8 protein-coding genes are annotated in these 12892 nt (G+C 71.7%); 3 read left to right on the top strand and 5 right to left on the bottom strand.

From position 1 onward, the window contains the following. Positions 1-712: 712 nt before the first annotated feature. The gene (locus ACFYY8_RS17465; RefSeq protein ID WP_390041839.1) at positions 713-1897 is read left to right on the top strand and encodes a hypothetical protein; all 1185 of its coding nucleotides are present in this window, start codon (positions 713-715) and stop codon (positions 1895-1897) included. Positions 1898-2131: 234 nt separating this feature from the next. Here ACFYY8_RS17465 and ACFYY8_RS17460 read toward each other — a convergent pair whose 3' ends face one another. Beyond that, on the bottom strand, positions 2132-2941 hold the full coding sequence (locus ACFYY8_RS17460; RefSeq protein ID WP_390041836.1) for a S1C family serine protease: 810 nt from the start codon (positions 2939-2941) through the stop codon (positions 2132-2134). A gap of 398 nt (positions 2942-3339) precedes the next feature. Between ACFYY8_RS17460 and ACFYY8_RS17455 the strand changes: the two genes are divergently transcribed. Next, on the top strand, positions 3340-3897 hold the full coding sequence (locus tag ACFYY8_RS17455; protein ID WP_390041833.1) for a class I SAM-dependent methyltransferase: 558 nt from the start codon (positions 3340-3342) through the stop codon (positions 3895-3897). Here ACFYY8_RS17455 and ACFYY8_RS17450 read toward each other — a convergent pair. From ACFYY8_RS17450 to ACFYY8_RS17440, 3 genes are read right to left on the bottom strand one after another with little or no spacing between them, the layout of a single operon-like run. Beyond that, positions 3833-7054 (bottom strand): lantibiotic dehydratase, encoded by a 3222-nt coding sequence (locus ACFYY8_RS17450; RefSeq protein WP_390041831.1) that lies wholly within the window; start codon positions 7052-7054, stop codon positions 3833-3835. The genes ACFYY8_RS17455 and ACFYY8_RS17450 overlap by 65 nt on opposite strands. Continuing rightward, positions 7051-7992 carry a cupin-like domain-containing protein gene (locus ACFYY8_RS17445; RefSeq protein ID WP_390041829.1) on the bottom strand — a complete coding sequence of 314 codons (942 nt, stop codon included), beginning with the start codon at positions 7990-7992 and terminating at the stop codon, positions 7051-7053. The genes ACFYY8_RS17450 and ACFYY8_RS17445 overlap by 4 nt, the downstream gene beginning before the upstream one ends. Beyond that, positions 7926-8084, bottom strand: coding sequence for a hypothetical protein (locus ACFYY8_RS17440; protein ID WP_390042437.1), 159 nt, complete (start codon positions 8082-8084; stop codon positions 7926-7928). The genes ACFYY8_RS17445 and ACFYY8_RS17440 overlap by 67 nt, the downstream gene beginning before the upstream one ends. 279 nt (positions 8085-8363) lie before the next feature. On the opposite strand from ACFYY8_RS17440, the gene ACFYY8_RS17435 reads away from it, so the two are divergent. Beyond that, positions 8364-11555, top strand: a complete 3192-nt coding sequence (locus ACFYY8_RS17435) for a BTAD domain-containing putative transcriptional regulator (RefSeq protein WP_390041827.1) — start codon at positions 8364-8366, stop codon at positions 11553-11555. On the opposite strand, the gene ACFYY8_RS17430 is transcribed toward ACFYY8_RS17435, so the two are convergent. Next, positions 11543-12847 (bottom strand): serine hydrolase domain-containing protein, encoded by a 1305-nt coding sequence (locus tag ACFYY8_RS17430; RefSeq protein WP_390041825.1) that lies wholly within the window; start codon positions 12845-12847, stop codon positions 11543-11545. The two genes, ACFYY8_RS17435 and ACFYY8_RS17430, sit on opposite strands and share 13 nt — an antisense overlap. Positions 12848-12892: the final 45 nt, after the last annotated feature.

Genomic DNA, 12892 nt, shown 5'->3' with positions numbered 1-12892 from the left:
GGGGAGGTGGGGCTCCAGCGGGCCGCCGTTTTGAGTGCGGTGGCGCAGATCCCGGTGGCACTGACCCTGGACGGGCCGGAAGCCGCCTTTATGATCTTCTTCGCGGAAACGGCGGCGCGCCGAGGTGGCCGCTGCCGGACGAACGGCGGTACGCCGGGATGATGGTATGCACCAGCCTGGCCGGGTCGCAGAAACGCGCTCAGCGCCTCAGTCGTCGGCGAATCGGAAATTCAGGTAGAAAACCGGCGCCACCGTCATTGTCGGCCTCAACGGCCTGCGCCTACTGCGAGGCGCCGCCCGACGGCGCGCAGCCGCCCCCCGCCACGTCTAATAGCCGGCCGGGATGATGTCCGGTCTTCGCCGCCGCGGCCTGGCGTGCGCGCCCGGCCTGAGTCTGTGGCCTGGGCCGGCCCCTCATCTGCGACTCGCCGGATGAGGATGCCCCCTCCCGTAGCAGGCGTGGGAGAGGCGGTGTCCCCGGATCCTCGGACCCGAAAAGGGCCTCTGAGCTGCGCACTGACACCTCGTGCGGATCCCCTGCCGGCGCCCCGGTGTGGATTCGCAAACGGACAATTCACACCGCAGAAGGCCCTCGGTTCGCCTACTTGCGGGAATTGTCATTCCCGGTAGTAGGCGATCTGTACCGCCAGCACAACAGATCGTGATTATTGATTTTGAATTTCTGAAAAACAGAAAATGCTAGCCTGGAGCGGTGAGCGAGAGAGCCGGTGCGGTGACGCCGTGCAAGCACTGTGGGATGCCGATCGAGCAGCGCGAGGGAAGAGGGCGTCCCAAGGCCTACTGCCCGCAGGGCGACTGCCAGGCGGCGGCCAAACGCGAACGGGAGCTGAAGCGCGCGACCCCCGGCCTTGAGGGCGCGCTCGCCCGCGCGGAGGAGTTCTACGAGCGCATGGAGAAGGGCATGGCGGCGGCGATCGCGCCACTGGCGCAGATCCTGGCCGACGAGCTGAGCCCCGCCGGGGTCGAGGCGAAGCTGAGCGCGGTGCAGGCCGAGGCCCACACGCGGGTGGCGATCGCGCGCACCGAGCGGGAACAGGCCTTCGAGCAGGTACGGCTGGCCCGCGAGGCCACCGGACACGCCCGCCGGGAGCGGGACACCATGGCCCGCCAGGTCGAGGAGGCGAACGCGGAACGGGACATCGCCCTGGCCGACGCCGAGACCGCCAGGGAACAGGCGCTGGCCGCCCTGCACGAGGCCGCGGCCACCGAACGGCTCGCCAAGCACGCCGAACAGGAGGCCAGGCGGCGGGCCGACCACGCAGAGGCGGCCAGGGACGCCACGCTGAGGGAGACGGCCGAGCGGATCGAGACGGCCGAGACCGCCGCGGAGCAGGCCCAGGCGCTGGCCGTACAGGAACGAGAGCAGGCGGAGCAGGCCCGCGCCGAGCGTGACCAGGCGGAACGGACGGCGAAGGCCGCGCAGCGGGCGAGGGCGGAGGCCGAGCGGGCCGCCGTCGCCTCCGAGGCCCAGGCCAGAGCGGCCGAAGCCGAACGGGACAGGGCCCAGGCTCGGGCGGACGCCGAGGCCCAGGGCCGGGCACAGGCGCTGGCCGAAGCCGCCGAGGCCCGGGCGCAGGCGGCCCGCGCCGACCGGCAGGCGGCCCAGGCGGACAACCGGGCGGCACGCCAGATCACTGAGGCGGAGGAACGCGCCACGGCGAAGGTCGCGGAGGCGGAGGAACGCGCCGCCGCGCGGATCGCCGAAGCGCAGGCGGAGCGGGACAGGGCGCTCATGCAACTGGCCATGGAGCAGGTGAGGCTTTCCGACCTGCGGGAACAGATGGAGGCTCTGCGCCTGGAGGCCGCCCAGCTCAGGGAACGCGCGGTGACAGCGGAGCTCCGCGCCCCCGCCACTCCCCCGGAACCGACCCCATAGGCATCGCGATCTGACGTTGTGAGTCCACTACGCGGGCCTCCAAGTACGGAGGCCGGCGCGTTGCCGCGTTACCGCAGGCGCGGCCCGCTGACCTGCCGACGTTCGGCACCCTGCCCGACGCCGGGGTGCGGCCGATCGAGAGCACCCGGCTGCGGTGACCCGTCACACGCAAGCGCACGGTCGCCGCGCCGCCAATCGGCCGTGGGATGGGCGGGCCACCTCGCACGTGCAGGGTCAAAGGGTGTCGACCAGGGTGACTTCAGCGGTTCTGACGCTGCCGTCGGGCCTGCGGTAGGTGACGGGGACGACGGCTCCCGCGCGCAGTACTCCGACACGGGCGGCGCTCTGCTCCCTGGCATTGGTGATGACCCTGCCGTTGAAGGAGACGATGACATCACCGGGCCGGATCCCGGCCTTGTCGGCGGGGCTGCCCGGCACCACATCGGATACCAGCGCACCGCTGTTGTTGGGGGCGTCCTCACGGACGACGCCGAACAGGCCCTGCCTCCCCTCGGTGATGATCACGTCGAGTGGTTGCCGCTCGCTGTCGACGCTCAGGTTTCCGCTGTAACGGGCCCGCTGCATAGGGGCGTTGGGGGTGGCCTGAAGCCAGACCCGTACCGGCAGGTTCCAGCGCCAGCGCCCGGGACCCATGCGGACGGTGGCGGTGGAGCCATCGGTGGCGATCGCCTCCGCGCAGGGCCGGGGCCGGCAGTTCATCTCCAGGCGCGTGATGCGGGTGTGCGGAGGGGCGGTGAAGACGAAGGTGCCCGACGTGGGGCGGGTGCGGTGGTCCGGCGGATACGTCACGGGTTCGGCGGCGCCCGGGGCGTCGAGTTCGGGCACCTCTTGCTGTGGTTCGACCCGCGCGGAAAGCACCGTCGCGGCCGCTGCCGGTCCGGCGGCCGGAAACGTGGACGAAGCCGGGGCGGCGGCAGCGGGGGTAAAGACCGTGGCGGTCAGGACGGCCGACACGAGGCACGCGGTGACCGCGGTGCGCCGGACTCGCGGCCGGTGGACACCGACGGGGTTGTTGAGGTTCACAGGGAACGTCCCTTCTGAAGGTGACCCGGGCAGCGGTGACCGTCGATGGGCGCGGAACAGAGCGGCAAATACAATGAGTAGTTGACCTATAGCCGTGCGTGCCCGACAAGATCGGACCTTACTACAGGGAATCGGACCGCGGGCCGACCAACTCGCGGCTGTCGCCTGTCACACGCGCGCAGGGCCGGAACAGGCATGGCGCCGCGTCTCCGCCGGACCGTTCGCTGCACCTCGGCGTTTCCCTGGGACTCGTCTCGACGCCCCTGACAGGATGAGGTGACGTTCACGGTCGCGGCAGGAGGGCTGGGCGCGCGATGCTGGGTCGGCTCGCCGGGCAGTTCCGGCTCATCACGCGTTCGTTTCCGGCCGCGCGACGGAGACACGGTGTCGTCCGGACGATGCGACTGATCTCGCATGAGCTTCTGTTCGATGTCCGGCACGGGACCGACACCTCTCTGGAGCCGCCCGGCTGCACGACCGCGCACGAGGGCACCAATCCGCTGCTCTTCGCGGAGATGCTGCGAAACACCCCGTTGACCGCCGGCGGGCGGGTGTTCGTGGATTTCGGGGCGGGAAAAGGACGGGCGCTCATGCTCGCCGCGAGGCACGGCTTCGCCGCCGCCATTGGTGTGGAGTCGTCGCCCGAGCTGTGCGCGATCGCGAACGCGAACATCGCCAGGTTCGGCCGCCGACGTCCCTGCGCGTTGAGCGTCACATGCGCGGACGCCGAGTCCTTCGCCGTCCCGACGTCCGTGACCGTCGCCTACTTCTTCCATCCGTTCGGTGCCGAGACCATGCGCGCGGTCGTGGATCGCATTCTCGAATCGCTCGCCGAGGTCCCCCGGGACTTCTACGTCATGTACCTCAACCCGCGGCACGCCGACGTGTTCATCACCGCTGGATTCGGCGAGACGGACCGGTGGCACGACGCGGTGCTTCTGTCGCGACCTCGATGAGGGCTCGGGCCACGCGCGAGCGGTACCAGCGGCTGAGGAAGTCATAGAGGACAAGTTCCTGGGGGCGCGCGGCGGCGGGCAGCATCCGGTTCGCGTGCATGTGCAGGAAGCTGCCGACGAGGGCGGTCACATGACGGGTGAGCCGGTCGGCGCCCGCGCACGCCGCCAGGTCGCCGGCGATGGGGCGCAACGCCTCGGAGCGTGCCCGATATAGGTGATCTGGTGCGGTCAGGAGTGACTCCAGTCGCGTCCGTTCCCGCCGATAGCGGGCGCCGAGCCGGTGGGCGAAGGCGGCGTCGGCACCGAATTCGCGGCTGAAACGATCACGTGCCGCCGTACTGACGGAGAGCCGCCCGGCCAGGTCCAGGCCCAGATCGTCGAGCAGCCGGTCAAGACCGACCAGCGCCAGCCGCCAGCGTGTGTCCATGTCGCGGGGAGACTCCCCGATCGCCTTGAGCGCGGCGTCGCTGTCGGCGTGGAACAGCCGCTCGGCCAGAACGATCCCGTCGGCTCCGCCGTAGCGCTCAACCTCGCGTTCGTAGGTGTCCAGTTGGATCCGCCAGAGTGTGCCCTCGGCGTGGAACGGCGCGCAGGCGGCGAGCAGCGCGGGCAGCACCTCGTTCATCAGGCGGTCGGGGTCGCCGTGCAGCCGCAGCCTCAGATGCGGGTCGGGATCGGCGTACCGGACGAAGAACCAGCGGTCGACCGAGGCGTCGGACACCGCCTCGCGCACCAGGGGCCGCACGACCTGCTGGAGTATGGTGTCGGCACCGACCGGGCCGCTGTACAGCTTGGCGTAGAGCCAGGGTGATCCGGGCGGGAAACTTCGCGTGAGCGGCCTCTCCTGGCGCGCCGGGGTGACGGCGGCGGGCTCGAGGGCCCTCGCGCGCAGAAACGGCACGATGATCTCGTGCGCGAAACGACCCTCCGGCCCCGTCGCAGGCACCTCGTCCGGCCCGAAGAACACCTCCTCAAGCCGTACCGGCCGGTGCTCTCGGAACAGGTGAACGGCCATGTCGGCGAAGAGCGGGTTGTCCAGGTCGATGGGCAACCGCCGATCCGCGTCCACCACCGCGACCCATCGCGGCAGGCGAAGCAGGCGGCGTAGATCCTGCACCGCGGCGAATCGGGCGGCGGCTGTCGGGCCTTCCAGGGACGCCAGTTGCGCGTCCGACAGACGCCAGCGGGCCCGGGACAGCACCAGCCGGCCGGCGGTGACCCTCGGCAGATAGGGCGCGTCGTCCAGGCCTCCGAACGAGAAGGACAGCCCGCCCGTCCTCCCCTGACGCTGCAGATGACACAGGAAGCGATACAAGGCAGGGCTGCCAGCTCCGTCGAAGCGGTGCGCGACCGTGAGCCGGGGCAGAACCTCGCGGCCGAGCGAGCGCGAGCGGAGCACCACCCGCTCACCGGCGACGGAGACCGTGAGGTCGTCGAGGGGCATCCGCCGCTCCGGCGCGGCCGGGCGGCCGAGGTAGACGATCTCGTACTCGCGAAGATGCGGCCGGACCAGGACGTTGCCCACCTTGCCCGGCACGGGATGCACGATCTCCGCGTAGATCGCCTCCGGTCGCAGCGCTTCTTCGGCCCGTAGATGCCGCTGTAGACGGCGGAGCAACCGGTCGTCACGACGGCAGAACCGGCCCATCAGCGTGGTTCCGGACAGCCCGCCCACCGCGGACAGCATGATGCGGTAGCGTCCCGCGGCCACCTCGTCCTCATCGGCCGCGATGATCGTGGCGACGACACCGAAGGAGTCCGGCATCGGGACTGCGTCGCCCGCCTCCTCAAGGGCCCGCACCTCAGCCTCGCCCAGCGACAACTCCGCCACGCCCGCGCACGCGGCTTCGGTCAACCAGCGCGCGGCGAGCGCGTCCCGCCTGCTGAGTCGAGTGTCCTCGGCCCGTGGAGGTGACGGGAACGCCAGATCGTCCAGCAGCGGAGCCGGAGCCGCTCCGAACGGCCCGTCAGCGGGGAGTCCGATACCGATCTCGTCGTCCAAGGCCTCGCACAGCGGCACCTCGCGCCGGTCGTACCGGTTGAGGAACGCCTCACGGAAGCGGCCCAGAGGGTCGCCGCGCCGGCCCGCGCCGACGCGGCGCAACAGACGCACTCCGCGTTCGATCTCCGCGACCACGTCTCGTCCCAGTGTCACCCGGGCGGGCTTCGTGAGATCGACATGGAAGGAGGCCGGGACCTCGGCCAGGGCCGGAAGCGCCGCGGCGACTTCGCGGTAACGCTCAGGATCGGCCCCCGGCGGCGACTCGTCCAAACCCGCGAGCATGGTCCGGGCCTGGCGCAGTGCCGAGACGACCGGCCGGGCGCGCTCTCCGCCCGCCCGGTCCAGCCGGTCAAGGAGGTCGTCGACCGGCTCGGGCCCGCTCACCGTGGGACCGAGTTCGCAGACCAGGAGCTGTGCGTCGATCAGCCGGTCCACGAAGTCGAGCGCCTCACCCCGGCCGACCTCGGGGTCGACGGCGCCGACGGCACAGGCCAGCTCCCAGGGCAGGGCCCCGCCCGCGGCCCGCTCGAGCACGGCCTCCAGATGGACCGTCGGTTCGACGGCCACCAGGTGGTACGACGTCCCGGCGCCGGCAGGGCGCGTCTCGGTGTATCTCAGGCGCCCGGCCGCCCGGTAGACGCTGGAGTTCGGCAGATACCTGAGCCTCGGACGCAGGGCCGGATCTCGCTGCAGGGACTCCGCCAGGGCACCGAGATATCGGGAGTCCAAACTCGTGTGGCGGCGGTAGGTCTCCCGCCTCGCGAGACGCAGCCGGGTCTCCTCACCGATCGTCCCGAGTGAGCACCCGGCGAAGAGCCCGAACGGCGTCGGGCGCCCCGCCATGCGCGCGACATACCGAAGAAGACCATGGCCGATCTTGAGCCCGCCCCGCGGGTCACGCGCCCAGCCGTCCAGCCGCCCCTCCAGCGACGGCGAGGCCACCCACAGAGCCTCGCGCACATCGGGCCGCAGGCACAGCGCCCGCAGCCGGTCGAGGGCACGCGCGTGTTCCGCCGTCGCATACTCGTGCGAGTAATCCGTCTCCGCCAGGCCGTCACCGCCCAGCGCGAACAACGCGTCCAGCGGAAGGTACGGCGTGCGGAGCACGAAGAACCCCGCAGGCCGCCAGGCCGGCTCCTCCTCGGCACCCGTCATCCCCGCAGCAGCCGCCTCATCCGGGCCGACCCCCGCCGGAGCAGGAACCGCCACAGCGACGGTGTCATGATGCCCTGCGGAAACGGACGTGGCCAGAAGAAGTTGACGTTCAGCGCCCACGGCGTCACCACCGTCACCTGGTGATACCAGCCGACCGGGATGTAGAGCGACTCACCCGGCCGCAGAGTGCACTGCCAGCCCGATGCCCGCCGCGCGAGCGGGAACCTGTCGAAGTCCGGAACGTTGGGGTCGAAGCGGCAGTGGGTGATCCGGGGAATGCGGTACACCAGCCGGGACTGCGAGGGCGGGAACAGAACGAAATGCTTGCGGCCGATCACCTGGACGTTGCAGTTGGGAGTCACATCGCAGTGCAGCCCGGAGGAGGTGCCCAGGACGCCGCACCACAGATTGGTGTCCACGGGGGAGGCGCGGAACCAATCAGGGGCCGGCGCGTCGGCGGCGAGCCTCTCCGACAACTGGCTCAGCTTCGCGTCGAGGTAATAGGAGTCCTCAAAGCCGCTGGCGGCGACCGCCTTGGTGATGGCGCCGACGTCGGCGTGTCTTTCGGTGACAGGCCGTAGGTCGTGCGCGGTTTCCACCACCCAGTCCAGATAATCACCGAAAGACGTACGTCCGCCGCGGGCCAGGTTCTGGAAAATATTGCTGGGTGGGCCGTTCGTCTCTCGCACGGCGACCTCGCGGTGACCGGCCACGGACTTGAGGTAGGCGCTGTTCCAGTTCTTGACGGCCTGCCATCCGGAAACATTGTCCACGACCACCCGGGGAAGGCCGGCGAGGCGTGCCGGCCGGAATTCGCCACGCGAGACGCGTGGAACCGGTTTCAGATTCAACGCCGACCCACCGTTTTCGTCTACTTGACCCGCTCGCCCTGAATCTCGTGGTCGGCGCCGGCGTCGTCGCACGTCCACAGACTCCATCCCTGCGTGCTCAGGATGGGGTCATTGAGGTTGCGCACCGTTTCCCGGTCCAGTGAGAGTTTCTTTCGCGGCTTTTCCGCTGTTTCTTCCATGACGGGTATCCTTTCTTGTTACGACGATCGGAGCCTATCCCGGGCCAATCCGGGCGTCCAGCTCCATGTCAATTGTTTACCGACTCCGCCGGTGCGATTTCCCTTTTTCCCTTCATTGCTTCGTGTTAATTGTTGCGGCCGGTAAATAAATGGGCAGTGTTCGCAGGCGGTCACCGGCCCCGGGAGCCCTCGAAGCGGGGCCGTTCCCGTCGGGCACCCGACGGCCGGCGGAGCCTGGCGGAAGGGCGGGAGGTGCCCCGGTTTGGCAGACTGCTGGTCATGGCGAGTGAACGGGTGCGCGTCGGCGTCCTCGGCCCCCTGGTGCTGGACACCCCCTCCGGTCCCGCGCAGGTGGGAGGCGCGCGGCTTCGGGCGTTGCTGGCCCGGCTGGCGCTGGACGCCGGGCGTGCCGTACGGCCCGCGACCCTGGCCGAGGCGCTCTGGGGCGAACCGTGGGGTGAGGAGGCACCGGAGGACCCTCAGCGTGCGCTGCAGTCGCTGGTTTCCCGGCTGCGCCGTGTCCTGGGCGACCCCGAGCTGCTCACCCTGGGGCCCGCCGGATATCGGCTGGCCGTCGAGCCGGAGGCGGTCGACGCCGTCCGGTTCGAGCGGCTGGCTCGCGAGGGGCGCGACTCGTACGCGCGATCCCGGCACGCCGAGGCCGCCGCGATCCTGCGCGAGGCCCTGGGACTGTGGCGTGGTCCCGCCCTGGCGGACGTGCGTGAGGCGCCGTTCGCCGACGCCGAGGCGGAGCGGTTCGAACGGGCCAGACTGTCCGCCCTGGAGGACCGGATCGAGGCCGACCTCACGCTGGGCGCGGAGCCCGACCTTGTCGCCGAACTTGAGTCGCTGACCGCCGCGCACCCGTTGCGGGAACGGCTGCACGCCCAGCTGATCCGGGCCCTGGCGCTGAACGGCCGGGGCGCCGAGGCCCTGGCCGCCTACCAGCGGATCCGTGACCTGCTCGCGGACGGTTTCGGCGGTGATCCAGGACCGCACCTTCAGCAGGCCCACCTGGCGGTGCTGCGCGGCGCGTCTCCCGGACCCCGCCGGTCGCACGGAAACCTGGACGTCCCGCTCACCAGCTTCGTCGGCCGCGACGAGGACGTCCGCCGGGTGGTCGGATTGCTCGGCCGCGTCCGGCTGGTCACCCTGGTCGGCCCCGGCGGAGCGGGTAAGACCCGGTTGGCCAACGCCGTCGGCCGACGGCTCTCGCCGTCCGGCGGGGTGTGGTTCGTCCCCCTGGCCCCGGTCGCCGCGGACGACGTGCCCCGCGTGGTGTTCGACCTGCTGCGGAGTCGCCGGGAGGGCGTGCCGTCCCGGCCCGTCACCCGGGAGGCCGTCCCGGACCACCTGGTCGAGACGCTCGCGGACGACGACCTGGTGCTGGTGCTGGACAACTGCGAGCACGTGATCGAGGCCGTCGCGACGCTCGCCGGGACCCTGCTCGCCCGCTGTCCGGGGCTGCGGGTGCTGGCCACCGGCAGGCAACCCCTGCGGATCGACGGTGAGACCCTGCACCCGGTGCTCCCGCTGGAACTCCCCGAACCCGGGGCGAGCCCCGAGCGGACCCGTGCCTGCGCGGCGGTCCGCCTGTTCCACGACCGGGCCGTCGCGGTACGGCCGGACTTCGCCCCCGAGGGCGGCGCGCTGACCGCGGTGACCGAGATCTGCCGCCGTCTGGACGGCCTCCCGCTGGCGATCGAACTGGCCGCGGCGCGGTTGCGCGCCCTGCCGGTCGAGGCGGTCGCGGCGCGGCTGGACGACCGCTTCCGGCTGCTCACCGGCGGCAGCCGTACGGCGTTGCCACGGCACAGGACGCTTGGCGCGGCGGTGGCCTGGAGCTGGGACCTGCTCGGTTCCGACGAGCGGACGCTGCTGGAACGGTTGTCGGTCGTGCCCGGCGCCTTCGCCGAGGACACGGCGGAGGCCGTCGGCGGACTGGGTGAGGTCCAGGAGTCGCTGGCGGCGCTGGTCGACAAGTCCCTGCTGCACCCGGTGGAGTCCGCCGACCCCGTCGAGCCGCGCTACCGCGTGCTGGAGACCATCAGGGAGTACGGCCTGGCGCGGCTGGCGGAGCGGGGCGAGGTCGAGGCCGTACAGGAGCGGCACGCCGTGTTCCTCCTGCGGCTGGCCGAGACCGCCGACCCACGTCTGCGCACCTCAGGGCAGCTTCGCTGGCTGGTACGGCTGTCCGCGGAACGGGACAACCTGTCGGCCGCGATCCGCTGGGCGGCCGAGTCGGGCGACGCCGGTCTGGCGGTCCGGTTCGGCGTCGCGCTGTGCTGGTTCTGGTTCCTGCGGGACCACCCACCGGAGTCACTCGACCTGCTCGACCGGGTGCTCCAGACTCGCGGCCCGGCGGAGCCGCAGGCCCGCGCGCTGGTGGTCGTCGCGCACGCGCTGGCCACCATCGAGGCCGTCGGCGAGCCGGAGGAGGCGAGGGAGGCCTTCGACCGGATCGGGAAGGCGCTCGAAGAGGCCTCCGGCACCCACCCCGTCCTGAAGATGGCCCGGCTGGCGCTCGCCATAGGCGCGGGCGCACCGGACATGCCCGACTCCCCCGACGAGGGGACCGATCCGTGGAGCCGGTCGCTGACCCTGCTGGTCCGGGGCGTGCTGGCCATGAACACCGGACGGGCCTTGGAGGCGAAGCATCTGTTGTCGCACGCGCTGACCGGTTTCGAGGAGCTCGGCGAGCGGTGGGGACTGGCGACCACGATGAGCACTCTGAACTCGGCGGCGCAGCGGGCCGGCGAATCGGCCTCGCCCGTGCTGGCCGAGCGGGCCACCCGGCACTTCCGGGAGCTCGGCATGCCCGAGCACACGATGGAGAGCGAGGTCGCCACCGCGCTGCATCTCGCCCAGACCGGTGACGCGGACGGCGGGCGACGGCTGCTGACGGACCTGCTCGCCCGGGCGGGCCGGGCCGGGTCTGCGGAGTCGCAGGCCCAGGTGTGTCTCGGCCTGGCACGGCTGGAGTGGCAGGCCGGACGGCCGGGGGCCGCCCGCGAACACGCCGAGGCCGGTCTGACCGAGGCCCCGCCCGGCCGGGCGACCCCGCATCTGACCGCGTTGCTGCTGGCCGTACTCGCCCAGGTGGACGTCGCGGAGGGGGTGCCCGACGAGGCGGCGCGCAGGCTCGACCACCCGGCGGTGCACCTGACGCTGTCCTGGCACACGCCGGTCGCGGCCTCGACCGCGGTCGCGACCGCCGCGATCGAGCTGTGCCGGAACCGGGCGGAGCGGGCCGGACGGCTGCTCGGGGCCGCCGCCGTGCTGCGGGGCCGGGACGATCCCGGTGACGCGGACGTGCGGACGGTCGAGCGGCGGATCACGGCCGTCCTGGGAGCCGCCGGGTTCACGGCCGCCTACGCCGGGGGCGCGGCGGCGTCACGCGCCGAGGCCGAGCGGCTGGTGTCCTCGGTCATCACCTCCGCCGGGGCCGACCGCGCGGGTCAGCCGGTGTGAGCCGGGGCGGCTTTGCCGAACATGGCGCAGATCGCCGCGAGCTGGAACGCCTGGGCCGCCTTGGCGAGCTTCGGGTCGCTCCCGTACTCGGCCCAGGACTCCGCCAGGATCAGGAGGGTCGCCGTACGGCCACCGGCGCGGTCGGTGACATTGGTGGTGAGGTAGCCGGGGATGCCGCCGTCGTGACCCCAGAACGTGCCGCACGGGGTGGCGCTGGTCTGGATGCCGAGCCCGTAGCCGGGACCGTCCGGTTCCCGGGGGTCGATCGGCACGGTGGCGCGCAGCTGCGCGAGCTGGGCGGCGGGCAGCAGCTTGCCGGACATCAGCGCGGTGTAGAAGCGGGCCCAGTCCTGTGCGGTCGAGACCATCGCCCCGGCCGATCCTCCCCACCCGGGGTCGTTGCCCGAGACGTCCACGTGCCCGTCGTGACGGATCCCGGCGAAGTTCCTGAGCCCGGCGGGCACCGTCGGCGGCATGTGGGCGGCGTCCGGTTCGTAGCCACGGGCGTACGGCCCGCGCCAGGTGGAGTCCGTGGCGTAGTAGGTGTGCTTGAGGCCGAGCGGCCGGGCGATCCGGTCCCGGACCAGGTTCGCCAGGCTCGTCCCGGTGACCCGTTCGAGAACGGCGCCGATCGCGGCGTAGTTGGTGTTGCTGTACGACCATTTCGTGCCGGGCGCGAACAGCGGGTCGTGCTTCACGCCCACGGCGAGCAGCTTCTCCGAGGTCCAGCGCCGCCGTTCCCTGCCGAGGATCGACGGCCGGAGCGCGAGGTCCTCGGTGTAGTCGAACAGGCCGGCGGTGTGGTTCAGCAGCATGCGCAGCGTGATCGCCCCGCCGTTGGGCACCCTGCCCGGCAGCCACCTCTCCACCGGGTCGGACAGGGCGACCTTGCCCTCGGCGACCAGCTGCAGCACGAGTGTGGCCATCATGGTCTTGGTGTTGGATCCCATCCGGACCTCGTCCCCCGCCTTGAGCAGGTGGTCCTTCCTCGTCCAGGAGGCCTGTTCGGCGATCTCGACCGGTCGGCCGTCGCCGTCGTCGATCCGTGCGATCACGCCGGGCGCCCCGGCGGCGACCAGTTCTCGTGCCAGCCGCCGCAGCTGGGCGCTCCGCGCCTCGGCGCGGTCACCGGCCTGGGAGGTGGTGGTCTGGGCGCCGGCCTGGGAGGCGGCGGCCGGGGACGCCAGGGCCGCGGAGTTCACGACCAGGCTCGCCGCCAGCGCGAGAGCGGCGGCCACGCGCGGGCGGCGGCGCCGTACGGCACGGTCCTGCGGGAGGAGGTTTCGGGACATCGGTCTGTTCCTTTCGAAAATGGACGTCCCCACCCTCGGCCCCTC

Source organism: Streptosporangium sp. NPDC001559 (genome assembly GCF_042893955.1).
In the GTDB taxonomy this organism is placed as follows: domain Bacteria; phylum Actinomycetota; class Actinomycetes; order Streptosporangiales; family Streptosporangiaceae; genus Streptosporangium.
This window is presented reverse-complemented; position numbering and strand designations above follow the sequence as displayed.

Excerpts from the sequence above, each read along its gene's own strand:
- ACFYY8_RS17455 (WP_390041833.1), top strand. The coding sequence starts at position 3,340 with ATGCGACTGATCTCGCATGAGCTTCTGTTCGATGTCCGGCACGGGACC.
- ACFYY8_RS17450 (WP_390041831.1), bottom strand. The coding sequence starts at position 7,054 with ATGACGGGTGCCGAGGAGGAGCCGGCCTGGCGGCCTGCGGGGTTCTTC.
- ACFYY8_RS17445 (WP_390041829.1), bottom strand. The coding sequence starts at position 7,992 with ATGGAGTCTGTGGACGTGCGACGACGCCGGCGCCGACCACGAGATTCA.
- ACFYY8_RS17440 (WP_390042437.1), bottom strand. The coding sequence starts at position 8,084 with ATGGAAGAAACAGCGGAAAAGCCGCGAAAGAAACTCTCACTGGACCGG.
- ACFYY8_RS17435 (WP_390041827.1), top strand. The coding sequence starts at position 8,364 with ATGGCGAGTGAACGGGTGCGCGTCGGCGTCCTCGGCCCCCTGGTGCTG.
- ACFYY8_RS17430 (WP_390041825.1), bottom strand. The coding sequence starts at position 12,847 with ATGTCCCGAAACCTCCTCCCGCAGGACCGTGCCGTACGGCGCCGCCGC.